Origin of the sequence: Haloarchaeobius baliensis (genome assembly GCF_052060055.1) — an archaeon.
Classification (GTDB): Archaea; Halobacteriota; Halobacteria; order Halobacteriales; family Natrialbaceae; genus Haloarchaeobius; species Haloarchaeobius baliensis.
In genome coordinates this window covers 703769-727320 of the sequence record NZ_JBPPFR010000003.1, presented here as the reverse complement: position 1 = coordinate 727320, position 23552 = coordinate 703769, and the positions used below count along the sequence as shown (strand labels likewise).

Genomic DNA, 23552 nt, shown 5'->3' with positions numbered 1-23552 from the left:
GACAGACGGAAGCAATGGCGGGGCACGGTTTGAGTTCAAGCGGTCGAAATAGTACCCGTTGTCAGTGAGCAAACCGTGCCTGCGGCCTATGCATTGAGAGAACCAGTCTCAACTATTGTGGCTGTCTTGGAAGTTGAGACTACAGTGGGTTTAGCGGGGCTGTGATGCACGAATTTGACCGATTCGATCTGGGAAACTGCCTCAGATCACACTCCAGGCAGCCATTCTTGTCATACTTCCAATCGTATGGGTCGATTTTCGAGACTTCCAATAGTGTAGCCACTCAAACGGCACGCTAACCCGAACAGAGTGTCTCTCTACCCGATTCCAGTCTCCTTCTTCAGCAGCGTCAGCGTGTTGTCCGCTGTAATCACCGGTGAGTGCTCATACTCGCCGGTCAACTCGACCTGCACGAGCAGATCGACCGCTCGCCAGATCGAGTAGAGCAGACACGCGAACGCGAAGTAGAAGAATCGAAGCCCGAAATTCTTCGACGTTGTCGCCGCCATAAACCGCTTTATCGATCGGTAGCCACTCTCGATCTCCCATCGATAGCCGTACTCCGTGAGGTGTCCACTCCCTCTATTCGTCATGAACACCGAGTACTGCCGGTGATCGTCGTGCTCAGTGTTTGCTTTTCGCCGATAAACCAGCGGCGTCTCGTGCCATTCGTTCATGCCGAGATGAGTTTCGCACTGTCGATCTCGGCTTGTCTATTGAGAAGATACCGCGTAGCGTCGTCACGTGCGCTCATGGTTTCGATTTCGATGTAGAGAGTCTTAGTGGTATCAGGGGACGAAACAGTACTGCCTCTGGCGTCGATTGTCAGACCGCTCCTCGGCCTGTCCTCGCGCCTGATCAGCGGGTAGACTACTCCGTATATATTGTTGGCCGATCCTCGAACCGCTCTCGGCATTCATCGCTACAGAAATAGTACGTCTTCCCACCGTACTGAACCGTTGTGGCGGCGTCGCCAGCTGAGAGTTCCATCCCACAAACCGGATCGATAGACATTCACCAGAGTGGTTTGACACCCACCCGAATGGTGATTTCGGAACACCGCCAACACGTATCTATTAGGGAACGACGGGCGAATTCGGCAGTAACTCTGATGGTTCGATTTTCTCTTCGACTCTTCCGGATTCTGGGCAAACTTGTCCCGTTTGTGATACTATTCCTTCGCGACCGCCGTCGGTTTTTGCTCTTTGGACGCTCCCGTTCGCTCTCTCAAGAAACACACGAACAACGTGCTCGCCGGCTTCGGGACGCCATGCTGGATCTCGGCCCGACATTCGTGAAAATCGGACAGGTCCTCTCCACTCGTCCCGACGTCGTCCCGCAGGTGTACGCCGAAGAGTTCGTCACGCTGCAGGATGCGGTTCCGACGGGCCCATATCGCGAGATGATCCCCGCACTCGCCGACGATGTCGGCTATCACTCCTACGACGACTTCGATCCGGAACCGATCGCTGGTGGGTCACTGGCGCAGGTGTATCGGGCGACGTATCAAGGCGATCAGGTCGTCGTGAAGGTTCGACGACCGGGCATCAAAGACCTCATCGAGACCGACCTGCGCATCATCCGCCGACTCATCCCGCTGGTGATGCTGCTTGCGCCCGAGCGCCTCCAGTTTTCCCTCCGAAACATGGCCGACGACTTCGAGCGCATCATTCTGGAGGAACTCGACTTCGAGCGGGAAGCCCGGATGATGGACGAGATCCGGGCCAACTTCGAGAGTGACGGGAACGACACGGTCGTCATCCCACGAGTCTACGAGGATGTTTCTTCGGAACGTGTGCTCACGATGGCCTACGTCGAGGGGACGAAGGTCACCGACGTCGACGAACTCGAATCAGAGGGCCACGATCCCACCGAGGTCGCCCGAGACGTCGCGAACGCGTACTTCACGATGGGCCTCGAACACGGCGTGTATCACGGCGATCCGCATCCCGGCAACCTCGCTGTCGACGAGGAGGGCCGTATCGTCTTCTACGACTTTGGGATGAGCGGGAGATTCACGCCCGCCATGCAGAACAGCGTCGTGAACCTCTACCTCGCCGCTGTCAATCGGGACGTGGACGGAATCATTGACGAGCTCATCGCGCTCGGCGCGCTCGATCCTGACGCTGATCGGGCTGCCGTCGGACACGTCCTCGAATTAGTCATCGAGGATTTGGAGGGCAGCGAAACTGTGGATTGGCAGCGGATCATCAGCGAAGTGACCGGGATGCTCCACGAGTTCCCGTTTCGCATTCCTCCCGACATCATGCTCGTTCTCCGGGTCGGCTCGATTAGCGAGGGTGTTCTCAGACAGCTTGATCCGGAGTTCGACTTCCTCGCTGCTGCACAGACGTTCCTCCGTGAGCACGGCTTCATGGAACGAGCGGCCCGGATGAAGCTCGCCGAGATGCGAGGTGAGCTCGAGGCGTCGCTCTGGGCCCTGCTTCGACTCCCGACGAAGCTCGAACGAGAGCTGGATGCACGAGCCGAGGAACGGACACGAACCTTCGCTCGGACGCAACAACAGGAGTCCCGCTCGCTCGGCTATGCGCTCCTTGCGGGGGCATCACTCATCGGAGCAGCGCTGCTTGCCGGTGTCGATATCACCTATTCATTGGTAGTCATGGGGGTCGCTCTCGTCTTCGCAATTCTGTTCCTGATCTCGTCTGATCAGCTGCCCCGATAATCATCACTTGTCTCGATACTGCTGCACGACTCGCGCAAGTAACGACGTCTCACTGTCGCGTTGGAGCGTCCCTCGGACCAACGGTACGACTCCGATGAAGTCGTCGTCCACTCTCGTGTAATCGACGAGTTCGAACCGATCGTCAGTCCGAAACACCTCGTCCGTCTCTCGATTCAGATGACAACCGCCGGCCACGGTGTGCCACGCTGGTGCGAGCACATCGTGGGCAATCCCAACCGTCCCGTCGCCCCGAACGTGTTCGAGGAATCGGAACTCACCGCCGGGCTTCAGCACCCGTGCGACCTCTGAGAGCGCGGCCTCGACATCGGGAATCGTACAGAACACGAGCGATGCAATCACCACGTCGAACGACTCGTCTGCGAACGGCAATGCTTCAGCACCGGCGTCCTCGACCGTGATATCGAGTTGGAGATCTCGCGCTCGCTCGATCGCCTGTCGCCGCATATGCGGATCCGGTTCAATCGCGGAAAGCGTGACTTCCGTACCGCCTGTCGTGGCCTCGCTGAAATAGGGGAACATCGCACCCGTCCCCGCACCGAGGTCCAAGATTGCACCGGAGATTCCACTCGCGAGATATCGCCGGTGCTCGGTGAATACAGTTCGTTCTGCCGGTCGCATCACCGGGTCGTACAGTCGTGCAAATATCGGATGATGGGGCTCAGTCATCGATGTCCTCCATTGTTGTCTCAGGTGTACTCTTGTCCCGTGATTCCGAGGCGTACGCCGTGTCGACGCTCTGGTTCAGTCGTGAGAGGAGCAATCGGAGTGCCGTCAATCCCGAAATGAGCGCCGCACGCGATTCGTGGTTCTGGTCCCAGAACTCCGCTGATGTGTACTGGTCCGTGTCGTCCTGCAACGTATCGATCATCTGGGAGAGTTCACCGGTCAGGAGCTTCTCTTCAATATCATCTGCATCGTCGACCGCGAGCAGGGGTACGGCGTCGGTTTCGCTCTGGATGTCGCTGCGTTCTTCGAGGCGCGCGAGTTCCGTCGCGAACGTCCGCAGTAACCCGAGTGCCGTCTCGAGAAGGACGTAGTGCTCCGGGTGGTCACGCCAGTACTCTGCGGATGTATACTCTGGCACGTCGTCCTGAATGTCCTGCAGCAATGCATCTATGTCGTCCGTCCAGACGTCGGCGAGCGCCTGAATCGCTTCCCTGCGAAACGCCGCCTCTTCAGGATCGGCTGCCGATGGCGCTTCTCCACCGACCCCCTGCCCGAGAAGGATCCAGTCGACGAGCTCACCCCACGCCCGGTCCATTGTGGCCCGGGGCGTCGCCTGCTTGGCGAGTTCCTCGGCGACGATTGGACGGATCTCTTCGCTGAAGCGGTAGTCGGGTGCGAGGACGAGCGTCAGCGATTCGGCCGTCACGACCGCCTTCGCCTGTAGCACCATCTCAGAAGGGAAGACAACCCCGTGTTCGGCGCCAGCGTAGACGATCTCCAGGTAGGTCTGTGCGAGACTTCGCTCGGAGAGATCCTTGTCGTAGAAGCGATCGAGGAGTACGTCGTACTGGTCGCGGTAGGCGTCGAGGTCCGCTTGGTCGGTCGAGTCGGCCATCTCGGTGAGGTGGTGGAAGGCTCGGTCGCGCTGCCGACGTGTGATGGCGATCCAGTACGCGAGGAATCGATCTCGTTGGGCCGTCGTCATCCGACCGACCATCCCGACGTCGAGGATCGCGATGCTTCCGTTCCGCTGGAAGAAGATGTTCCCTGGGTGGAGGTCGGCGTGGAAGAAGCCATCCGAGACGAACATCTTGATGAGCAGTTCTGAAAGGCGCTGGGCGAGCGTATGCCGACGTTGCTCGCTCACGGCATCCGGTACCTCTCCAAGTCGCATTCCCGAGACCTTCTCCATCGTCAGGACGCGCTTCGTCGTGTGACTCCAGGCGACCGCCGGGAACGTCACATCGTCCCAGTCTGCGAAATTCCGTCTGAACTCTTCGAGGTTGTGGCCTTCGACCTCGAAGTCGAGTTCTTTCAACGTCCACGAGGCGAACTCGTCGACGATCCGAGTCACGGGAAGCTGTCGTGGCGTCACTCCGAGTACGGACCCCAGCCGGGCGAGCGTCCGGACGATGCGGAGGTCCCGCTCCATACGCGGGCGAATATCTGGCCGCTGGACCTTCACGGCGACATCAGTCCCGTCATCTAACGTCGCGAAGTACACCTGACTCAACGATGCCGATGCAATGGGGTCGGTGGGGAACTCCTGGAATAGCTCCTCTGGTGGCGCGTCGAGTTCGGATTCGATGACTGCTCGTGCTTCGTGGTGGGGAAACGCGGGGACGTTCTCCTGTAAGTCTTCCAGTCGCTTTGAGACATCGGGCGGAACGAGATCGGGCCGCGTCGAAGCGATCTGACCGAGTTTGATGAACGTTGGCCCCAATCGGACGACGAGTCGATGGACGTGTTCTGGTAACGGTTCCGTACTGAATCTATAGCGAAGCGCTTCTGCGAGCGTATATCGAAGGATCTCTACGAACCGAGTGGTCGTTCGCACTCCCTCACGAACCCGTCCGATCATTGTTCGTCCTCCTGGTCGGCGTGGGCCCAGAGCCGCTTCAGGTCGCGATACTCGCGCGTGAACTTCGGCGATGGGAGTGCGTCGGCGAAGACTTCCGACAGCTCGACGAGCAGCTCCTCGTAGGAGATCGTTCGGTCCGGTTCGAGCGTGAGCGCCTGGTCGGGCCACGGACGCCCCTCCTGCATGGGCCAGTCATGGGCGTACTGGCGATCTTCGTCGAACAGGTACGAGGTGTCCTCCTCGGTGAACTCGTCGTTTTCCATGAGCCGTTGGAATCCATCGGCTTCCTCGTAGATGTGGAAGGTCTCGAACTCGATGTCGAATCCCGGAAGCGTGCCGAAGCCACCGAAGACCGGGAGATACTCGACTGGAAGATCGACGTAGAGGACGTGGTACGCCGTCGTTCCGCCGTCTGCACGTGGCGTTAGCTGGAGCGAGGTCCCAAGGAAGACCTTCCCCCATTCAGCGAATGGTGCCCGCCAGGTGAACCGCCGATTCTGCTCACATTCGGTCACCACCCCGTAGTGCATCACGTGACGGTCACCGGGTTTTTCCCAGATGAGGAATCGAGAGCCAACGCCGCCTTCCTTCACGTCGAGCCACTCGCAGCCGACGTGAATATCGCGCGTCCAGTCAGCGTAGCGTGCGAATCGGGAGAAGGCGTTGAACACCTCGTTTGCGGGGGCGTCGAAGTCAACCTCACCGTCAGCGTAAAGCACGCGAACCCACTCGCCGTCCGAAATCCGGCCGGCCCAATCTGCGGCCACCATACGGTCTTCTGTGAAGAGGAACGACCGTTCGTCCTCCGGGATGTCGTCTTCCTGGAGGAGTGCATCGAGGCCCGTGAGTCGCGTCTCGAGGAACGTTTCGATGCGTTCCTGATGGAGACTCGCCGTGTCGGTGAAGCCGGCGAGAACGGGGAGGTGCTCCTCTCTTACGTCAAAGTATAACGTCTCGGTGACCGTCGTTGTCTCCTGTTTCGTCTCGTCGATATCGAGTATCGTCCCGAGATAGGCTCGCTGCCACTCGCTGAACGGTGCTCGCCACGCGAAGTAAGTGGGGCGATCTACATCGACGACTTCGCCGTAGTGTGCGAGGTGAGTAGTCCCCGGCTTGTCGTAGGCGATGAACTTCGACCCCGGTCCCGCTTCCTCGACGGTCAGCCAGTGAGCAGAGCCCTGTACCTCGGGTGCCCACTGATCGTACTGCGCAAACCGGGTGAACGCGTCGAAGAAGGCTTGCGGCTCTGATTGAATTTCGATGCTCGCTGTCGCGTGCTCGATTCGAAGGAACGACGGATCAACCGGGCTTTCACCGATCACATCGAACTCGGTCGTTGTTTGCTCGTTTCCACCGGGCCTATCGACTGTGAGTTTACGTCGTGTCATGAGAATCACCACCGTGTTCACCGTTCGGTTGTTGGCCGTGTTCTGCGTACCAGCGCGGTTCGGGCCACTGGAATCCGCCCTCGCGGTAGACGTCGAAAACGCCTCGCTCGATGTCGTCCCGGATGATGTCGGCAGTTTCCTCGTCGACGCTCACGAAGTGACACAGCGGGTGGCCCGGGTACGCTACTGCATTTTCGAGAACGCCGACGACGAGGCCAGTCGACGGTGCTCGAATCGTCTCGATGTCGTTCTTGAAGTGGTCTGAAATCGTGAACAGCGGCTCGTCTTCCTCAACGAGCGGGTGAGGACCCCACTCCATCTCGACGAGCCCGCCGGTCTCGGCGCGAAGCCACGTCTTCTCACCGTCGCGGGCGACCACGCGGGTCCACCCGGGCCAGGAGACTGGGTGGTCAGGGAGCACCTCGTGTTCGGCGAGAACGCTCGCGACGCAGTGGAGTGCCCGGTCGAGGTGCGCCGTCTGGAACCGGTGGGCGCGTCCCATCTCGACCGTGACCGTCGGAATACCATCCCGACAGGCCACACTCCGGAGCGTCCCACGTGAGCCCTCGCCGTCGAGGATGACGCTCGTGCCGAACGCCCGAGCGAGCCGTTCAACGTCCGGGTCGCGCATGTCGGCGCGGACGTGGTACATCGTCGTCCGATTGCGCGTCGACGTGTGGAAGTCGAGTCCGAGATCGCACTTCGAGATGAACTCTTCGTAGATCGTGTTCGCGAGCCGTTTGGCCATCGTGCTCCGGGCGTTCCCGGGGAACGACCGATTAAGGTCCTCGTCGTAGATGGGGATGTACCGCTGCTGAGCGAGAAAGCCTGGCACGTTCAACACGTGAAGGCAGACGAGCGCCCCGTGGAGGTCCTCGGGCTCGTAGCGAGCTGCGACCTCCTGGATGATCTTGACGCCGTTGAGTTCGTCGCCGTGGACGGCCGCAGTCAGGAAGACACACGGGCCGTCCGACGTCCCATTGATCACAGTGACCGGAATCTCGAGCGTGTCTCCGTGATACGTCTCACTACAGGCGAAACGGAATGCCTCCTTCTCCCCCGGCGCGATTGTGCGTCCACCCACGGAAACTGGCTGTGTCATCATCGGTCTCGCCTCAAAGTGTTGGAGTGAGTGTCTCGCTCGTTCCGCGAACTCGCTCGCTGTTCGTGAGACGGTATCCCCGTTCTCGCAGGACGTCGAGAATCGGTTCGGCATCCAGAATCTCGTGGACGTGGTGAACCCCGTCGGGAACCGTCGTATTGTGAATGGTCATCGCCACGGTTGCCGCGACGATGCCGGTCACTCGACTCTGTTCTCGGCCATCGATTGCGGTCATCAGTGTCTTCGCGGTCGAATCTTGCTGGCCATCGACCTCGACCGTCACGGCGAAGCCATCCCCGCCGACCGAGAGCGTCGAGACAAGTTCCGTCAATCGGTCGAGTCCGATCGCGTCGACGGCATGGCGGTACAAGCCGAGCCGCGAGAGGCCGTACGCCGCCGACGTGATCGCCCGCGAGTCGAAACACAGGAACGTTTTCGCTGGCACATCGAGCGTTCGATGGAGGACGTGCTGGTCCGCGAAGTCGAAGCTGTAGGCCCGGCGGCGACCGTACCGTGGAAATTCAATAGCCTCCGGTATGGCAAAGCCACGGACTGAACGGCTACCAGCCCCAGCAGGTATCGTGAACTCTCGACCGATTCGCTCGAGCGTCCACCGACTCGCCGCAGCCCCAAACGCTTCCCCGAGACCGAGGAGCACCCCGATTCGGATCTCCGAAACAGTAGACAGCTGGTTAGCCATGCGTTTCGCAAGCAGGTTCGTGACGCCGGGCGCGAGCCCGACGCTCAGTACCGCTGTCGCGCCGCCATCATGGGCGTTGTCGTCGAGCTGTTCGACCTTGCGGAAGAACTCGTCGGAGGCCGTGACGTCGATGTAGTCGATGCCTCGCTCCAGACAGGCCTCGACGAACACCGTTCCTGACTGGTCCACACACATCACGACCTGATCGACGTCTTCGAGGACACGGCCGTACGCATCCATCTCTTGGAGGTCGAATGCAACACCGGAGACGTGTTCACCGTACTCGGCCGCGACGGCTTTCGCCTTCGTTCCGTCACGGCCAGCGACGACCACAGAATCCGGTCCTTCGGATGAGGTGGCTAGTTCCTCTGCTATCGTGTGGCCGACCGACCCGTAGCCTCCGACGATCAGGGTTGTCATGCAGAGAGATCGACCCCTCTGAGTCGGCGGGCGTTGATCGCGACGATAATCGTCGACAACGACATGAACACCGCACCAATCGCTGGCGACAGCAGGATGCCGATGGGTGCAAGTATCCCGGCGGCGAGTGGGAGCGCGACGACGTTGTAGCCGGTCGCCCACACGAGGTTCTCCTGCATCTTCCGGTAGCTCGCCTTCGACAGACGGACGAGGCGAACGACATCGAGCGGGTTGTTGTCGACGAGGATGATGTCGCCCGACTCGATCGCGACGTCGGTACCCGATCCGATGGCGATACCGACATCGGCTCTCGTCAGGGCGGGGGCGTCATTGACGCCATCTCCGACCATCGCAACGAGTTTCCCTTCCGACTGGAGCTGCTCTACCTTGGTGTCTTTCTCCTCGGGCAGCACTTCGGCGAAGTACTGGTCGATGCCGAGTTCTTCGGAGACCGCGCGTGCAACGTCCTCGGAGTCGCCCGTCAGCATCGCCACCTCGATGCCCATCCCGTGGAGCGCTTCGATGGCCCGGCGGCTCTCCTCACGAATCACGTCGGCGAGTGCGAACGCCGCCACGACCTCGGATTCGTCCCGGATGAGGTAGATGACGGTTTGAGCGTTCGATCCCGCCTCATCGGCGAAGGAGACGATCTCGTCGGACCGGTCGATTCCGAGTTTCTCGATCAGGTTTGGCCCGCCGAGGTGGACCGTGTCGCCGTCGACGACGGCCCGGACACCGAGGCCACGGAGGTTCTCGAAGTTCGAAACACTGGCTCGCTGGACACCGCGTTCCTCGGCGGCGGTCCGGATGGCACGCGCGATCATGTGCTCGGAGTCGCCCTCGACACCGGCGGCGATCTCGAACGCTCGCTCTTCGTCCCACTCACCTGCAGTCTGGATGCCGACGACACCCTGCTCGCCCTTCGTGAGCGTCCCGGTCTTGTCGAACATCACCGTATCGAGGTTCCGTGCCTCCTCCATCGCGATCCGGTCGCGGATGAGCATCCCGTTCTGGGCCGCGGTGGAGGTGTTGATCGCGACGACGAGCGGGACCGCGAGGCCGAGTGCGTGGGGACAGGCAATAACGAGAACCGTGACGACGCGTTCGAGGACGCCGATGTTGAATCCGACCGCGACGACCCACGCGACGGCCGTGATTGCGGCGACCCCGAGTGCGATGTAGAACAGCCACCCAGCTGCGCGGTCGGCGAGCAACTGCGTGCGGGACTTCGACTTCTGGGCCTCGTCGACCAAGCGCATGATGCCTGCGAGGGTCGTCTCGTCGCCGGTCTTCGTCACCCGAACCCGTAGGCTCCCGTCCTGGTTGACCGTGCCAGCGACCACTTCGGATCCAGGCTCTTTGTCCACGGGCCGGGACTCGCCCGTAATCATCGACTCGTCGACCGAGGACTCGCCCTCGGCAACTTCGCCGTCTGCGGGAACGGAAGCACCGGGACGGACGAGCACCACGTCGTCCTCTGAGAGTTCGGTGACCGGGACTTCCTCAGTATCCCCACTCTCGGTAACGCGCTCGGCGGTGTCAGGCATCAGTTTCGCCAGTTCGTCGAGCGCGCCCGAGGCCTGCCGGACCGAGCGCATCTCCATCCAGTGGCCCAGCAGCATGATGTCGATCAGCGTGACCAGTTCCCAGAAGAACGGCGTCGTCCCCTCGAGGAACAGGCTGGCGATCGAGTAGACGAACGCGACGGTGATCGCCAGCGAGATGAGCATCATCATCCCCGGCTCGCGGTTTTGGAGTTCCGTCCGGGCCATCGAGAGGAACGGCAGACCACCGTACGCGAAGACGATCACCGAGAGGACGGGCGTGATCCAGACGCTCCCGGGGAACGTCGGTGCCGTGTAGCCGAAGACGCCCTGGATGAATTCGCTGAAGAAGATGACCGGGATCGAGAGGACGAGCGACACCCAGAACCGCCGCCGAAACATCTGTTCGTGCCCCGAATGGTCGGTGTGGGCCTTGTGATCCTCGTGTCCACCTTCGTGGCCGTGCCCACCGTGATCGTGGGTGTCGTGGTCGTGCTCGCCCTCCTCAATGTGACCGTGTTCACGTTTGGCGTGACTGTGCCCGGACGCGGTCTCGTGCTCGTGGTGAGCGTGTTCGTCTGTCTGTTCAGACTCTGGGGCGCTCTCGCTGGGCCGACCGTGGCCTGTATGTTCGGATGAGTCAGCGGTCGCTCGCCGTCCGCCGTCTGCTTCTAACTGGCAAATACGGCAGCAGTAGACGGTCTCCTCGGATTGAGCCTCCGGCGGAGATGCCTCGGAATGGTCGTGGGTTGAATGGTTACTCATGGGTTGAATGTTGGTACCGTCCCCCATTATTCTGTCCGGGCCACGAGACTACCGAGTGGGGGAACAGACTTGGAAGAGAACGGCGGGGTGCTCGTCCGTGAACGTCTCAGGCGTGGGCGGTGTATCCGGCGTCCTCGACGGCCTGCACGAGCGCCGTGGTGTCTGCGTCGCCCTCGACGCTCGCCTGCTCGGCGTCCCGATCGGCGGTGGCGCCAGTCACGCCGGAGACATCCCGAAGCGCCTCTTCGACCGTCTGTTCACAGTGGCCGCAGGTCATTCCCTCAACAGTGATGGTTGTCGTCATACAGTAGTATGTACGCACCCCTCTCTTATGCGAATTATCCCTTTGAATGGCCGGGTATTGGTTCGTCAAACTTTGGGATTGAAGGCATTTCTCCCCGTGATGCTTTAGTCCACTGCCCGTGTTGTTCCACCATGCGCGACCTCGACGAAACTGATCTCGAAATCCTGCAGCTACTGATGGCGAACGCTCGACGACCGTACAGCGACATCGCAGATGTCGTCGGCCTCTCGGCACCGGCCGTGTCAGATCGGGTCGCGAGATTACAGGACATGGGCGTCATCAATCGATTCACACTCGACGTCGACCGTTCGCAACTCCGGTCCGGGATTCCAGTGCTGATTACGCTCAAGGTTGCCTCGACTGGTCCAGAGGTACCGTCAGGCAAAGAGTCCCTTCTGGAGGAGGGTGCGGTCGAGCACGTGTTTACGACGGCCGAAGCAGACCTCGTCGTCTTCGCCAGAGTTCCAGACAACGACATCGCGAGCTGGCTCTCCGACACCCTCGAGGAGGGAACGGTCGACGACTTCGGGGTAACGCTTCTGGCAGCCGCCGACTGGTCGCCCGACCTGGGCGGGACGGAGTTCGCACTCACCTGTGCCCAGTGTGGAAATACGGTCGACAGCGAGGGAACGGCGACCCGAATCGGTGGGGAGCTATACCAGTTCTGTTGTCCGTCGTGCGAGGCCCGATTCGAGGAGAAATACGATCAACTGCAACAGGGCGCGGATTGAGCAAAGGTTTCCTCCCAGATCGCTTTGCATTCGAAGGTATCACACCGGACGCGCTGAACACCTGAAAGGGCAAATCGATTGAATAAGGGGTCCGTAGTACTAGTCAATGAGTCAGCGGACAAGCCACATCGATATCCAGGGGATGAGTTGCGCGAACTGTTCGCAAACCATCGCCGACGCGCTCGGGTCGCTCGACGGCGTCTCGGAGGCGAACATCAACTTCGCGACCGACGAGGGCTCGGTCGAGTACGATCCCGACGAGGTTTCGCTGGGAGAAATCTACGACGCCATCGAGAACGCGGGATATTCACCCGTGACCGACTCGGTGACGATCGCTATCACCGACATGTCGTGTGCGAACTGCTCGGAGACGGTGCAGGACGCCCTCGAACGGACGCCCGGCGTCGTCACCGCCGACGTGAACTTCGCCACTGACGAGGCACAGGTCACGTTCAACCCGGCTGAGGCGGAGCTCGCGGAGTTCTACGACGCCATCGAGGGCGCCGGCTACTCGCCCGTGCGAGAGGATAGTGAGGGCGAAGACAGCTCGGGTGGTGACGCCAGGGAAGCCGCTCGACAGGAAGAGATCCGGCGACAGCTGCGGCTGACGCTGTTCGGCGCGGCGCTGTCGGCACCGTTGCTGTTCTTCCTCGTCGAGAAGTTCCTGCTCGGCGGGGGCGTCCTTCCGGAGACGATTCTCGGTATCGAGTTCGGCTGGGTGGAGTTCCTGCTGGCGACGCCGGTTCAGCTGGTGCTCGGCTGGCCGTTCTACAAGAACTCCTACAAGGCACTCGTCAAGAACGGCCGCGCCAACATGGACGTGCTCATCGCGTTGGGCTCGACCACCGCGTACGTCTACTCTGTCGCGGTGCTGCTCGGCACAATTGCCGGCGGGCTGTACTTCGACACGGCGGCGCTCATCCTCGTGTTCATCACGCTCGGGAACTACCTCGAAGCCCGTTCGAAGGGACAGGCCGGCGAGGCGCTGCGCAAGCTCCTGGAGATGGAGGCCGAGACGGCCACCATCATCGACGAGGCGGGCAACGAGGAGGAGATCCCGCTCGAAGACGTCGAGGTGGGCGACCGGATGAAGGTCCGGCCCGGCGAGCAGATTCCGACCGACGGCGTCGTCGTCGACGGTCAGAGCGCGGTCGACGAATCGATGGTGACCGGCGAATCCGTTCCCGTCGAGAAGAGCGAGGGCGACGAGGTCGTCGGTTCGACCATCAACGAGAACGGCGTCCTCGTGGTTGAAGCGACGAAGGTCGGGAAGGACACGGCGCTACAGCAGATCGTCCAGACGGTCAAGGAGGCCCAGTCCCGCCAGCCCGACATCCAGAACCTCGCCGACCGCATCAGCGCGTACTTCGTGCCCGCAGTCATCGCGAACGCCGTGCTGTGGGGCGTCGTCTGGTTCCTGTTTCCCGAAGCGCTCGCCGGGTTCGTCGACTGGCTCCCGCTGTGGGGTCTCGTCGCTGGTGGCCCCGCAGTCGCTGGCGGCGGCGTCTCGGTCTTCGAGTTCGCCGTCATCGTATTCGCCTCCGCAGTCCTCATCGCCTGTCCCTGTGCGCTGGGGCTGGCGACGCCCGCCGCGACGATGGTCGGGACGACGCTCGGCGCGCAGCACGGCGTCCTGTTCAAGGGCGGTGACATCCTCGAACGCGCGAAGGACGTGGACACGGTCGTCTTCGACAAAACAGGGACGCTCACCAAGGGCGAAATGGAACTGACCGACGTCGTCGTCTTTGACGGTGACGGCCAGCCCGTCGCGGACGGTGGAGAGCCGGCCGCTGACGGAGGTCAGCTAACGGCGCGTGACCGGCTTAGCGAGGAGGACGTGCTGCGCCTCGCAGCCACCGCCGAGAGCGGGAGCGAGCACCCGCTCGCCCGCGCCATCGTCGACGGTGCGGAGAACCGCGGTATCGACGTGGCCGACCCCGACGAGTTCGAGAACGTTCCCGGTCACGGCATCAAAGCGATGGTTGGCGACAGCGAAGTCCTGGTCGGCAACCGGAAGCTGCTCCGGGACAACGGGATCGATCCCATCCCCGCCCAGGATACCATGGAACGCCTCGAAGAGGAGGGGAAGACGGCGATGCTCGTCGCCTACGAGGGTGAACTCGTGGGGGTGGTCGCGGACGCCGACACGGTCAAGGAGAGCGCGAAGGACGCCGTGAGCCAACTGCAGGAGCGCGGCGTCGACGTGATGATGATCACGGGGGACAACGAGCGCACCGCTCGTGCGGTGGCCGAGCAGGTGGGCATCGACCCGGAGAACGTCCGCGCGGAGGTCCTCCCCGAGGACAAGTCCGACGCCGTCGAGGCCATTCAGGACGAGGGCCGGAAGGCGATGATGGTGGGCGACGGGGTCAACGACGCCCCCGCGCTCGCCGTCGCGTACGTCGGGACGGCCATCGGCTCCGGGACCGACGTCGCCATCGAGGCCGCGGACGTCACCCTGATGCGCGACGACCCGGTCGACGTGGTGAAGGCCATCCGCATCTCGGACGCGACGCTGGCGAAGATCAAGCAGAACCTCGTCTGGGCGCTGGGCTACAACACCGCGATGATTCCGCTCGCCTCGCTGGGACTGCTCCAGCCGGTGCTGGCGGCCGGCGCGATGGCGTTCTCCAGCGTGTCAGTGCTGTCGAACAGCCTGCTGTTCCGCCGATACACCCCCGACCACGACTACAAGCTCCTCGGTCGCCTCCGCTGACCGCCACTTCCCCGACCGATGTCCAGTTTTCCCGCCAAACGGTGTGCGCGTATCTCGTCGAGACGGCCAGCTCCGAGCCGACGTATCTCCGTGCTCGTGACATCGCCAGCGAGTTAGACGCCTCATCGAAAGCTGTCGCACAGTACCTCGAATCGTTGCCTGCGTTACCCTGAACTAATAACGACGGTCACAGAATACGCTCGAGTGCATCCTCGATCGACGCGGCCGTGACGACACGAATCCCCCGAACCGACACGTCAGAAGAACCGCCATCGGGGACGATCAGTTCCGTCGCTCCGAACGCTCGTGCTGCCCGGGCTTTCCCTTCGATTCCCCCGACTGGCAGCAGTGTCCCTTCGCCGTCGACGACGCCCGTGATGAGTGTCTTCCGAGAGAGGGACTGCCGACGGAGACCCGCAATCAACGCGACGGTGAGCCCCGCCTCCCAGCTTTTCCCCCGGAGTGTGAGGACGTCGCTGGACGGCGTCTCGAACGTCACATGGACAGCTGTGTCTGCGAGGCTCCCCTCTGTGACTCTGGTCGCCGTTTCGGCTGCCTCACGGAGCGCGAGCTGGAGGTCGTGACGAACCTCGAGATTCTCGAGGTCGACGAACAACTCTCCATCCCCAGTCGAAAACGAAAACGTGACAGGAATAATGAGACCGCCGTGAGACGGATCGACTGCCGGGAGATAATACTGTACCTCCGCAGGAAGCGTCGCACCACCTGCGAGTGTCGCCAGCGATTGAACCCCTCTGCGGGAACGTGTGAGGCCAAGAATAGCACCAGCGCCTCCGACACTTCCGATACCGAGTCCAGTCAGGAATCCTCGCCGTGACAGGAGTTCGTCCTCGATACGACCGACGACATCGCTCTCCCTATCGGACGGGAGACCAGTCGCGGTGCGGTCGTTGGAAGCCATGGTACTGTGTCGAACTGGGACGATCCAGCTTCGTGCTACTGACTACCAGGCACACAGCAATAAATGCTCTCCGGGTGTGGCCCCGCGTCGAAACGGGTACGTCTATCCCGATTGCCTCTAAGTATCAGGTATGTCCCCGAGTGAGCTATGACGCGTCACTATCCATCACTCGTTGGCATCTCCGTGTTAAGTGCCGTCGTGACGGGGCTAGGCGTCTGGCTCGCCTTTCTGGCCGAACTCGCTCTTCTTCCGGCAACGACGAGTACGACGTGGACACTACTGGTTGGGTTCGTGGAGGAGGCGTTCATTCGATTCCTCCCGTTGATTCTCACGTTCTACGCCTGGAGTTACTGGCGAGGACGACTCCTCTCGAAGACTGAAGGATTGTTCGCCACTATCGCGTCAGGACTCACTGTCGCCGGACTGGAGATACTGCTCAAACTCGAGTACTTGACACAATTGGAGACGACTGTCAGATTCGATTCGCTGTTCCTGCCGTTGGTGTTTGTGCACCTCCCGTTCGCACTCCTCGCCGGACGATTCGTCTACGCGCTCGGAGAACGGATTCACGGAACCGCGGCAATTGGATTCCCGTCGCTCTCTCGACGAACGGGGGCACTACTGATACTCGGATATCTGGTCCTCTCCCTCGCACACGTCGGGTACAACGTATTTGCCTGACCCGAGGAGTAGAATCACGACCGGGATTAGTCAGCCCAAATTTCGGACAGTGACAGACAGCCCGGCAACTGACCGATGGGGTCGTTAGTGGTCGTCGCCGAGGGCCGTCCGTACCATCTCGTTCAGTTCGGTGAGCTTCTCGCGGACGCGCTCGGGCTTGTCGGCGGGTGGTTCCTCAAGGGCGACCTGTTCGTGGGGGTCCGGTTCACCGACGATGACGGTGCCGATCATTCCAAGCGATTCGTGGGGCGTGCAGTAGTAGTGGTAGACGCCCTCAGTCTCGAAGGTGTGTTCGAACGTCGCGCCCTCGTCCGAGACGATGCCGCTGTCCCAAGCCGTCGCCCCGTCCGGGACGAGTTGGGGTTGGTCGTTGTCCGGGTGGTAGGCGGTCGTCGAGTGACTGCCGCTCTCGTTCGTCCAGGTGACAGTCCCGCCGACGTTGACGCGCACGACGTGCGGTTCGAAGTGGTACCCACCGTCTTCGGTGATCATCCGAACGTCGGCGGCGTCGCTTGGTGCACCGACTGCTTCGTCGTGACCGCTTTCTTCGTCGCTGTGTCCCGACTCGGTGCCGGCATCATCGTGAGGAGCCTCAGTCGGCGTTGCATTCGCTCCTCCACCGTCGCCGTTCTGCGTTCCGGTACATCCGGCGAGCCCCACGACCGCCGCGCCGCCAGTCAACTGGAGCATCCGTCGTCGCGTGAGTGAGTCGGTCATAGCATCGGTCACCTTGCAAGTGGACCTACACACCCGGAAGATATAGTCCGGCAAGCAGATTTGCTGGGTCAGCAAATCGCCGTTTCTTTATATACTGTTCCGAAGAAACGTCGACTGTGAGTGAGGAGCGAGATGTCTCGGGGATCCTCGCCATCCTCGACGACGACTATGCACGCGCGATCCTCGAGGCGACTCGCCGAAACCAGATGTCAGCCAAGGAACTCAGCGACGAATGCGACATGTCCGTTTCGACAGTCTCCAGGCGCGTCAATACGCTACTGGAGTACGATCTACTCGTCGAGCGAACACACATCGATCCCGATGGTCACCACTACAGTGAATACGAAGCTCAGCTGGACCGCGTCGAGGTCGAACTCTTGGAATCAGGGTTCGACGTCCGTATCGAACTCAGAGAAGATGCGCCTGACCGGTTCGCCCGTCTCTGGGACACAATGAGGAACGACTAACCATGCACATCGGCCTCGTCATCGCAAAGCTCGTCACGATGGCGCTCGGGTTCATCATCGCGTTTCAGGCCTACAGAGGGTACCGTCGAAGCAACAGTCAATCGATGCTGTATCTCGCGATCGGCTTCGCCATCATCAGTTTCGGAGCGATCATCGAGGGTATCTTATTCGACGTGGTCGGGCTGACGTTCCACAATGCAGGGACAGTGGCGACAGCGATCGTCGCGATCGGCATGCTCACCATCCTGTATGCATTGTACGGTCGTGATTCACAGAGGGTGGGGGAGTGAATAGATGGTTGATACGACAACGGCAATCCTGCTCGCCGTCCGCTTGATCGTCCTCGGCCTCGGCGTCCTGATCACGTACTACAGTTTCGAGGCCTACCGACGAACGGGGACGGACTATATGCGAAATGCCGCAATTGGATTCGGTATCATCACTATCGGTGTATTCATCGAGGGAGTGCTTTTCGAGTTCGGAGGCCTCGATCTCGCCGTCGTCCACATCATCGAATCGGTCGCTATCGGGCTCGGCTTTCTGGTTCTACTCATATCTCTCCGCCGGTAGCTCGGACGTGTCTACGCTCCTCGAACGGTCAAAACCGGCACATCCGAACTCCGGAGAACCCGTTCAGTCACACTCCCAACCAGCTGTCGTGAAAGGCCGGATCGACCGTGCGTTCCCAAAACGACGAAGTCGATGGAGTGCTGTTCGCAGTAGTCCAGTATTGATTGATGAGGAACGCCGTGGTGAATCTCGGTGACCGTTGAAACTCCGTCGGCATCGGCCTGGGACCGGACGTTTTCGAGTATTTTCTCTCCGCTTTGCTCCAGCACCTGCTGTAGTTCGTCCCACGTCCACCCCGGACGAGACGCGTACGCACCTCTATCGACGACATAGAGCACATGGAGTGTTGCCTCATACGTCCGAGCTAAATCGAGCGCATGCTTGACCGCTTCCTGTGCTTGTTTGCTCCCATCGGTCGGAACGAGGATATTCTCGAAGTCTTCTAGAAGCTCGGAATCCGACATCTCTTCAGTCGGCCTCGATTTGACGCTGAGGACGGGCACGTCAACAGTACGGACGACTCTGGCCGTGACGCTCCCCAACAGGAATCGGTCGAGTCCTGTATGTCCTCGAGTTCCCATGCAGACGAGGTCGATGCCAGCATCAGTGATATAGGACGCAATCTCCCGTGCTGGAATGCCACGCCGAATTTCCGTTACCGCGTCCAGTCCCTGTTCTGAGGCTTGAGTGGCGATTTCCTGGGTAGCGGCATCGCCGGCATCGTACCACGTGTCCGTGAGTGTCTCCAGATCCGTCTCGATGGCGGTCAGTTCGAGCTTTCGTTCGATGGGGGAACTATCGATGACGTGGAGGGCGTGGACAGTCGCATCGTATCGTCGAGCGAGACTCAGGCCGTACCGAATTGCGGGCTTGACGTGATCACTTCCACCGGTTGGGATGAGGATGTCGGTGTACATGGTTGTAGTGGTAAGGCCGATTGATTGTGCTAGGGACGTTCCCCCGTCGGTTTGGACGATTCCCGAACGGCTGACTCGATGCGGTCTTTGAAGAAGACGAGCTCCTTGTTGGTGTGGTCGTAGAGCTTGGCCTTTCCATCGAGAGCGGTCGTGAACAACCACTTCAGCAGCCGGCCGCGGCGGTTGTTCGAGAAGTCCATCCAGACGGCGTGCGACATCCGGGTTCCGTCGTCCGTCTCTACGAGTCGTATCGTACCGCCCTCGGGGATCCGAACGGTGACGAGTCCGCGGAGGAGCGGATAGTACGCCGTTCCCGTCCAGACCGCCACGTTGGGGTGGTCGATGTACTGGAATCGGCCGTGGAGGTCGGCGAACATCCCGGCGACCTCTTCGGCCTGATGGAACGTCGCCCCTTCACGGGGGCGGTTGTCGGGCGTGTCGTATTCGAGTCCGTAGTGTTCTTCGGGATTCGACGCCGTCCAGTGAACCGGGTCGGTCACGTACTCCCAGATCTCCTCGGGGTTGGCGTCGATGATGATTTCGGCTTTGTCGGTGACGTACATGGATTGTCTCCTCGTATTATCGCGCGAAGACGTTGTACAGCCACGCGAAGGGGTACGCGATGACGAAGCTGACCACGGCGGCTTCGACCATGCCGGCCACGGTCCCGACGACCGTTGGCTCGAAGAACAGGTGCCACTGTTCCATCATCGTCACCGCGCCCTCGTAGACACCGATCGCACCGAACACGCCGAGCAAGAGCATGACGACAGCGGAGACAACTGCGGCAGCGCCCGCGAGTGCCAGCGCGTCAAGCTGCATCGCTTTAGCCGGGGCTTCCGTACTGTACGCGTCTTGGGAGGTGGTAGTCGTGCTCATATGTAGAGATACGCTTGACTCATTCAATCGACTTTCTCTTACAATTCGAAAGAGTAGCACTTCAGTCGGAGCCTCACCGGATTTCCGTATGATAAAAGTCGGAGATGGGAGCTCTGTCCGTAACTCTGATCATCCATGGAGAGCGCAGCGATCTTCGAACAGAGGACCAAAGCGCGCGGTCTAGGATTCTTGAACTCCCATACTAGAGCGGGCACCCAAAACTCCCTTCTTATTCTACTTTCGAATGTAAGTTTTCGAGTTGCCACGGCACCATATTCTTAAGAAAAAATAACAAGATAGATGCTTACGATTGAGTACGTATGCAAGCCGCCCTGCTTGATGGAATCCTCGAGTCGTTGCGGATCGGTGTCGGCTTCCTCTGGACGGCAGCCTGGGCAATCATCATGGGGCTGATGATCACGAGTCTCGTCCAGGTCTACGTCTCGAAAGAGCGGATGGCGCAGGTCCTCGGAGAGGAGAACCTGAGCGGTCTGACGAAAGCAACAGTGTTCGGTGCGGCGAGTAGCGGCTGTAGCTTCGGCGCGGTCGCCATCGGGAAGGGCCTGTTCAAGAAGGGGGCGCACGCGGTGAACGTCCTCGCGTTCATGTTCGCCTCGACGAACCTCATCGTCGAACTCGGCCTGATGATCCTCATTCTGCTGGGCTGGGAGTTCCTCGTCGCGGAACTCCTCGGTGGCGTTATCCTCATCGCGGTGATGGCGCTGCTTGTCCACTTGACTCTCCCTGAGAACCTCTTCGACGAAGTTCGACAGGAGCTGAATCAACGTGATCAAGAACACGGTGTCACCGAGGACCCGACCTGTGGAATGGAAGGGAAAGACGAGTACTCGCTGACGACCGATGGTGGCGAGACGCTGAAGTTCTGTTCGGCCGGGTGTATGGAAACCTACGAACAGGAGGCCGCCAGCAGCGGCGGCTGGCGTGACGAACTCCTCTCGTGGGGCGGCTGGTACAAAGTGGGCAATCAGTACCGCAAGGAGTGGTCGATGATCTGGAAGGACGTGATCGCGGGCTTTCTGATCTCGGGGTTCGTCATCGTGTTTGTCCCGCAGTGGGTGTGGAACGCACTCTTCCTCCAGGGAGAGGGACTCCTGGTGAGCGCCGAGAACGCCATCATGGGCGTCGCGATCGCCGTCATCAGCTTCGTCGGGAGCATGGGCAACGTCCCGTTCGCCGTCGCCCTGTGGGGTGGCGGCATCAGCTTCGCCGGCGTCATCGCGTTCGTCTACGCCGACCTCATCACCATCCCCGTCCTGAACGTCTACCGGAAGTACTACGGCTGGACCGTGATGCTGTACATCCTCGGCGTCTTCTTCGTGACAATGGCGTTCACGGGCTTCCTCATGGAGGAACTGTTCAACGCCCTCGGCATCGTTCCGAACCTCGCCGGCGGGCAGACGGCGTCCGAACAGACGTACTTCGAACTCAACTACACGTTCTACCTCAACATCATCGCGTTCGCCCTCTCTGGGTTCCTTCTCTACGTCTACCGACGCGGACTCGGTGCGCCTGGTCAGTACCGGGACCCGGTCTGCGGAATGCGAACTGACGATAGCGGGCCGAGTCTCACCCACGACGGTGAAACGTACTTCTTCTGCTCGAAGCGGTGCGAGCGCTCGTTCGAGAACCATCCCAACGAGTTCGCCCACCAGCATCCAGAGGTTGGAGGGACGGGGTCTTCACAGAGCCATGAGCATCACTGAGCACCGCGTCTCGACTCCGAAGAGCGTGCGCGGCGTCTGGGGTCCTTCGAGTCCAATCACAACTGGTACAGTACCATCCGGCCAATTCACCGGCATGAACGAATATCACAGGAAATCGAGGTGGGATGGATGAATCGACGGCGAGCCGATGCAGTCGTCGGGCTCCTTGTCGCTGCTGTCGTTGTCATCGGTGGGGTGCTCAGCTGGCAAGCATACCAGCAACAGCAGGCGTTCGAGCAGATGGGGTCGATGATGGGGACGTCGATGGGAGCAGTTCACGGCACGAATCCGCTCTGGTACGTCCTCGGGACCATCCTCGTGTCGGCTGTTCTCGGTGGAGGGTATCTGCTGATTCGCGACGACGTCACCAGCACGGAGGCAGTCGATCGGCAACGGAGTAGTGCATCAGAGGATGTCGACCAGGGGAGCCCTAGCTCCGGGTCCGACTCCGAACCGTCGATCAACACCGCCCATTCGAACGACACCATCAATCCAGAAACCCAGCCTCGGCCCCGCGTGCTGGACCTCTTACCCGACGACGAACGGCGTATCCTCGAACCGGTTCTCTCCTCGCCAGGCATCACGCAGATCGAACTCAGGGACCGATCGGACTTCTCGAAGAGCAAGGTGAGCCAGACGGTCAGCGCCCTCGAGAAACGCGGCTTACTATACCGTGAGCGCCAGGGACGGACCTACCGGATCTACCCGAGTGACGACCTGAAACAGACGCAGAGTTAGCACCTGCGAGCGCCTGTCGAACAGTTTTGTAGCTAGACGTCGTATCAACGCTCATGTGCAATCGCCACGTCGCTCACATAATTGCGGACTACGAAGCGGCGAGGCTCGACGAAGAGGAGGAGAGGACCGAAGAATCCGAGTCCCGTGATGGTGAACAGACGACGAGAGCGCAGCCCGGATTGCTGGCAACTCTCAGAAGTCGCCTCGCTCGATAACTCCAGACCTGACAAAGCCGACCTCATTCGTAGTCGAGAGGGATGTCTGGGTTAGGGAATCTAACCGCTCAGAGCCAGCGCTTCTGATTTGAAAGAACAACTGCAATCAATCATTCCAACGTAACTCAGTGTATGAGAGCGGATGCCCTCCATCCCGATCCATTCGATGACAGTGACAGTGGAGATTCGGGCCACCAGCCGTTGCCCGCCTCACTCGCACGAATAACGGCGATCGGTGCGTACGCACTCCTCGCCGGCGTCCTCCTAATGGGACTGTCCTTTTTCACGAATCCGGTTCCCGATCCGTCCTTTCCGTGGGCGACACTCCCCGACTCGTTCAGAGTCGCCTACACGCAACCCCGGATCGAACACTGGCCGGTCACCTACACTGTCGGCCTATGGCTGGTCGTCTTCACACTCCCGCTGGTGCTGTTGCACGGCTACCACCGATACGAGTCACGACTCTCGGTTCGGCCGAGTACGTGGCTCACAGCGCTGCCCGTGACGGTGATGCTCGCCTTTACCACCTACTGTCGGTTCTTCTGGCCCAAGCTCCAGCCGCCGACGTGGAACGCCCCTTCGTACACACTCGTCTGCTGGGGCTACTGCTCGACGTACGACCCGCTCTGGAGCAACCTTGCATACGCGGTGGCAGTCGTCGGCGTGGGTGCTACGTACCTCGCGTATCGAGAGTCATCATACGCGAAACACACGCTCGCGACGTTCGGGCTCCTCGCGTTCCCGCTTGGTCTCCCAGCTGTGTACGACGCCTATCGGCGCCACGCACGGAGCTGAGACAGGCGTATCGGGGGCTAGAT

Annotated in this window: 24 protein-coding genes and 1 pseudogene; 11 read left to right on the top strand and 14 right to left on the bottom strand. The window is 60.7% G+C overall.

Annotation, left to right across the window (positions count from 1 at the left end; all coding sequences use genetic code 11):
* Positions 1-317: 317 nt before the first annotated feature.
* Positions 318-686, bottom strand: a pseudogene (locus tag ACSG06_RS20295) (transposase); the annotation flags it as partial.
* 184 nt (positions 687-870) lie between these two features.
* The gene (locus tag ACSG06_RS20290) at positions 871-1014 is read right to left on the bottom strand and encodes a YHS domain-containing protein (protein WP_440992101.1); all 144 of its coding nucleotides are present in this window, start codon (positions 1012-1014) and stop codon (positions 871-873) included.
* A gap of 256 nt (positions 1015-1270) precedes the next feature.
* Here ACSG06_RS20290 and ACSG06_RS20285 point away from each other — a divergent pair, with 256 nt between their 5' ends.
* Entirely contained in the window at positions 1271-2686 is a 1416-nt protein-coding gene (locus ACSG06_RS20285; protein ID WP_276274188.1) for an ABC1 kinase family protein, read from the top strand.
* A gap of 3 nt (positions 2687-2689) precedes the next feature.
* Here ACSG06_RS20285 and ACSG06_RS20280 read toward each other — a convergent pair whose 3' ends face one another.
* The 7 genes from ACSG06_RS20280 to ACSG06_RS20250 all read right to left on the bottom strand — a co-directional run bounded on the left by ACSG06_RS20280 (position 2690) and on the right by ACSG06_RS20250 (position 11457).
* Positions 2690-3373 (bottom strand): class I SAM-dependent methyltransferase, encoded by a 684-nt coding sequence (locus tag ACSG06_RS20280; protein WP_276274187.1) that lies wholly within the window; start codon positions 3371-3373, stop codon positions 2690-2692.
* Positions 3366-5234, bottom strand: a complete 1869-nt coding sequence (locus ACSG06_RS20275; protein ID WP_276274186.1) for an ABC1 kinase family protein — start codon at positions 5232-5234, stop codon at positions 3366-3368. Before ACSG06_RS20275 ends, ACSG06_RS20280 begins: the two co-directional genes overlap by 8 nt.
* Positions 5231-6622: an SRPBCC family protein gene (locus tag ACSG06_RS20270; RefSeq protein WP_440992100.1), complete on the bottom strand. Its 1392-nt coding sequence runs from the start codon at positions 6620-6622 to the stop codon at positions 5231-5233. Before ACSG06_RS20270 ends, ACSG06_RS20275 begins: the two co-directional genes overlap by 4 nt.
* Entirely contained in the window at positions 6609-7727 is a 1119-nt protein-coding gene (locus ACSG06_RS20265; protein ID WP_440992099.1) for a succinylglutamate desuccinylase/aspartoacylase family protein, read from the bottom strand. The genes ACSG06_RS20270 and ACSG06_RS20265 overlap by 14 nt, the downstream gene beginning before the upstream one ends.
* 10 nt (positions 7728-7737) lie before the next feature.
* A complete protein-coding gene (locus tag ACSG06_RS20260; protein WP_440992098.1) occupies positions 7738-8844 on the bottom strand; it encodes a saccharopine dehydrogenase family protein in 1107 nt (368 codons plus the stop codon).
* Positions 8841-11153, bottom strand: a complete 2313-nt coding sequence (locus tag ACSG06_RS20255) for a copper-translocating P-type ATPase (protein WP_440992097.1) — start codon at positions 11151-11153, stop codon at positions 8841-8843. The genes ACSG06_RS20260 and ACSG06_RS20255 overlap by 4 nt, the downstream gene beginning before the upstream one ends.
* Positions 11154-11259: 106 nt before the next feature.
* A complete protein-coding gene (locus ACSG06_RS20250) occupies positions 11260-11457 on the bottom strand; it encodes a heavy-metal-associated domain-containing protein (protein ID WP_276274330.1) in 198 nt (65 codons plus the stop codon).
* A gap of 131 nt (positions 11458-11588) precedes the next feature.
* On the opposite strand from ACSG06_RS20250, the gene ACSG06_RS20245 reads away from it, so the two are divergent.
* From ACSG06_RS20245 to ACSG06_RS22050, 3 genes are all read left to right on the top strand, one after another.
* On the top strand, positions 11589-12188 hold the full coding sequence (locus ACSG06_RS20245; protein WP_440992096.1) for an AsnC family transcriptional regulator: 600 nt from the start codon (positions 11589-11591) through the stop codon (positions 12186-12188).
* Positions 12189-12294: 106 nt separating this feature from the next.
* On the top strand, positions 12295-14904 hold the full coding sequence (locus ACSG06_RS20240) for a heavy metal translocating P-type ATPase (RefSeq protein WP_440992095.1): 2610 nt from the start codon (positions 12295-12297) through the stop codon (positions 14902-14904).
* Positions 14859-15077 carry a DUF7123 family protein gene (locus ACSG06_RS22050; protein ID WP_473092249.1) on the top strand — a complete coding sequence of 73 codons (219 nt, stop codon included), beginning with the start codon at positions 14859-14861 and terminating at the stop codon, positions 15075-15077. Before ACSG06_RS20240 ends, ACSG06_RS22050 begins: the two co-directional genes overlap by 46 nt.
* 14 nt (positions 15078-15091) lie before the next feature.
* On the opposite strand, the gene ACSG06_RS20235 is transcribed toward ACSG06_RS22050, so the two are convergent.
* A complete protein-coding gene (locus ACSG06_RS20235) occupies positions 15092-15826 on the bottom strand; it encodes a S16 family serine protease (RefSeq protein ID WP_276274327.1) in 735 nt (244 codons plus the stop codon).
* Between the two features lie 147 nt (positions 15827-15973).
* Here ACSG06_RS20235 and ACSG06_RS20230 point away from each other — a divergent pair, with 147 nt between their 5' ends.
* Positions 15974-16507, top strand: coding sequence for a hypothetical protein (locus ACSG06_RS20230; RefSeq protein WP_276274326.1), 534 nt, complete (start codon positions 15974-15976; stop codon positions 16505-16507).
* Positions 16508-16591: 84 nt separating this feature from the next.
* Here the strand turns inward: ACSG06_RS20230 and ACSG06_RS20225 are convergent, their stop codons facing one another.
* Complete coding sequence (locus tag ACSG06_RS20225; protein ID WP_276274325.1) at positions 16592-17224, bottom strand: plastocyanin/azurin family copper-binding protein; 633 nt, start codon at positions 17222-17224, stop codon at positions 16592-16594.
* A gap of 116 nt (positions 17225-17340) precedes the next feature.
* Between ACSG06_RS20225 and ACSG06_RS20220 the strand changes: the two genes are divergently transcribed.
* From ACSG06_RS20220 to ACSG06_RS20210, 3 genes are read left to right on the top strand one after another with little or no spacing between them, the layout of a single operon-like run.
* The gene (locus ACSG06_RS20220; RefSeq protein ID WP_276274324.1) at positions 17341-17691 is read left to right on the top strand and encodes an ArsR/SmtB family transcription factor; all 351 of its coding nucleotides are present in this window, start codon (positions 17341-17343) and stop codon (positions 17689-17691) included.
* Between the two features lie 2 nt (positions 17692-17693).
* Complete coding sequence (locus ACSG06_RS20215; RefSeq protein WP_276274323.1) at positions 17694-17981, top strand: DUF7521 family protein; 288 nt, start codon at positions 17694-17696, stop codon at positions 17979-17981.
* A 4-nt stretch (positions 17982-17985) separates the two neighbouring features.
* Entirely contained in the window at positions 17986-18261 is a 276-nt protein-coding gene (locus ACSG06_RS20210) for a DUF7521 family protein (protein ID WP_276274322.1), read from the top strand.
* A gap of 11 nt (positions 18262-18272) precedes the next feature.
* Here ACSG06_RS20210 and ACSG06_RS20205 read toward each other — a convergent pair whose 3' ends face one another.
* From ACSG06_RS20205 to ACSG06_RS20195, 3 genes are read right to left on the bottom strand one after another with little or no spacing between them, the layout of a single operon-like run.
* Complete coding sequence (locus ACSG06_RS20205; protein ID WP_440992094.1) at positions 18273-19178, bottom strand: universal stress protein; 906 nt, start codon at positions 19176-19178, stop codon at positions 18273-18275.
* 29 nt (positions 19179-19207) lie between these two features.
* Positions 19208-19741, bottom strand: a complete 534-nt coding sequence (locus tag ACSG06_RS20200; protein ID WP_440992093.1) for an SRPBCC family protein — start codon at positions 19739-19741, stop codon at positions 19208-19210.
* A gap of 16 nt (positions 19742-19757) precedes the next feature.
* Entirely contained in the window at positions 19758-20000 is a 243-nt protein-coding gene (locus ACSG06_RS20195) for a hypothetical protein (protein ID WP_276274319.1), read from the bottom strand.
* Positions 20001-20377: 377 nt separating this feature from the next.
* Between ACSG06_RS20195 and ACSG06_RS20190 the strand changes: the two genes are divergently transcribed.
* The 3 genes from ACSG06_RS20190 (at position 20378) to ACSG06_RS20180 (ending at position 23529) form a co-directional block, all read left to right on the top strand.
* Positions 20378-21781, top strand: a complete 1404-nt coding sequence (locus ACSG06_RS20190; RefSeq protein ID WP_276274318.1) for a permease — start codon at positions 20378-20380, stop codon at positions 21779-21781.
* A 129-nt stretch (positions 21782-21910) separates the two neighbouring features.
* Positions 21911-22519 (top strand): helix-turn-helix transcriptional regulator, encoded by a 609-nt coding sequence (locus ACSG06_RS20185; RefSeq protein WP_440992092.1) that lies wholly within the window; start codon positions 21911-21913, stop codon positions 22517-22519.
* Positions 22520-22866: 347 nt separating this feature from the next.
* Entirely contained in the window at positions 22867-23529 is a 663-nt protein-coding gene (locus ACSG06_RS20180; protein ID WP_276274316.1) for a hypothetical protein, read from the top strand.
* Positions 23530-23552 lie beyond the last annotated feature (23 nt).

Coding starts and splice junctions, on each gene's coding strand:
- ACSG06_RS20275 (WP_276274186.1), bottom strand. CDS start 5,234: ATGATCGGACGGGTTCGTGAGGGAGTGCGAACGACCACTCGGTTCGTA.
- ACSG06_RS20280 (WP_276274187.1), bottom strand. CDS start 3,373: ATGACTGAGCCCCATCATCCGATATTTGCACGACTGTACGACCCGGTG.
- ACSG06_RS20265 (WP_440992099.1), bottom strand. CDS start 7,727: ATGATGACACAGCCAGTTTCCGTGGGTGGACGCACAATCGCGCCGGGG.
- ACSG06_RS20225 (WP_276274325.1), bottom strand. CDS start 17,224: ATGACCGACTCACTCACGCGACGACGGATGCTCCAGTTGACTGGCGGC.
- ACSG06_RS20210 (WP_276274322.1), top strand. CDS start 17,986: ATGGTTGATACGACAACGGCAATCCTGCTCGCCGTCCGCTTGATCGTC.
- ACSG06_RS20240 (WP_440992095.1), top strand. CDS start 12,295: ATGAGTCAGCGGACAAGCCACATCGATATCCAGGGGATGAGTTGCGCG.
- ACSG06_RS20180 (WP_276274316.1), top strand. CDS start 22,867: ATGAGAGCGGATGCCCTCCATCCCGATCCATTCGATGACAGTGACAGT.
- ACSG06_RS20260 (WP_440992098.1), bottom strand. CDS start 8,844: ATGACAACCCTGATCGTCGGAGGCTACGGGTCGGTCGGCCACACGATA.
- ACSG06_RS20245 (WP_440992096.1), top strand. CDS start 11,589: ATGCGCGACCTCGACGAAACTGATCTCGAAATCCTGCAGCTACTGATG.
- ACSG06_RS20215 (WP_276274323.1), top strand. CDS start 17,694: ATGCACATCGGCCTCGTCATCGCAAAGCTCGTCACGATGGCGCTCGGG.
- ACSG06_RS20185 (WP_440992092.1), top strand. CDS start 21,911: ATGAATCGACGGCGAGCCGATGCAGTCGTCGGGCTCCTTGTCGCTGCT.
- ACSG06_RS20190 (WP_276274318.1), top strand. CDS start 20,378: ATGCAAGCCGCCCTGCTTGATGGAATCCTCGAGTCGTTGCGGATCGGT.
- ACSG06_RS20250 (WP_276274330.1), bottom strand. CDS start 11,457: ATGACGACAACCATCACTGTTGAGGGAATGACCTGCGGCCACTGTGAA.
- ACSG06_RS20270 (WP_440992100.1), bottom strand. CDS start 6,622: ATGACACGACGTAAACTCACAGTCGATAGGCCCGGTGGAAACGAGCAA.
- ACSG06_RS20205 (WP_440992094.1), bottom strand. CDS start 19,178: ATGTACACCGACATCCTCATCCCAACCGGTGGAAGTGATCACGTCAAG.
- ACSG06_RS20290 (WP_440992101.1), bottom strand. CDS start 1,014: ATGTCTATCGATCCGGTTTGTGGGATGGAACTCTCAGCTGGCGACGCC.
- ACSG06_RS20285 (WP_276274188.1), top strand. CDS start 1,271: ATGCTGGATCTCGGCCCGACATTCGTGAAAATCGGACAGGTCCTCTCC.
- ACSG06_RS20195 (WP_276274319.1), bottom strand. CDS start 20,000: ATGCAGCTTGACGCGCTGGCACTCGCGGGCGCTGCCGCAGTTGTCTCC.
- ACSG06_RS20200 (WP_440992093.1), bottom strand. CDS start 19,741: ATGTACGTCACCGACAAAGCCGAAATCATCATCGACGCCAACCCCGAG.
- ACSG06_RS20230 (WP_276274326.1), top strand. CDS start 15,974: ATGACGCGTCACTATCCATCACTCGTTGGCATCTCCGTGTTAAGTGCC.
- ACSG06_RS20235 (WP_276274327.1), bottom strand. CDS start 15,826: ATGGCTTCCAACGACCGCACCGCGACTGGTCTCCCGTCCGATAGGGAG.
- ACSG06_RS20255 (WP_440992097.1), bottom strand. CDS start 11,153: ATGAGTAACCATTCAACCCACGACCATTCCGAGGCATCTCCGCCGGAG.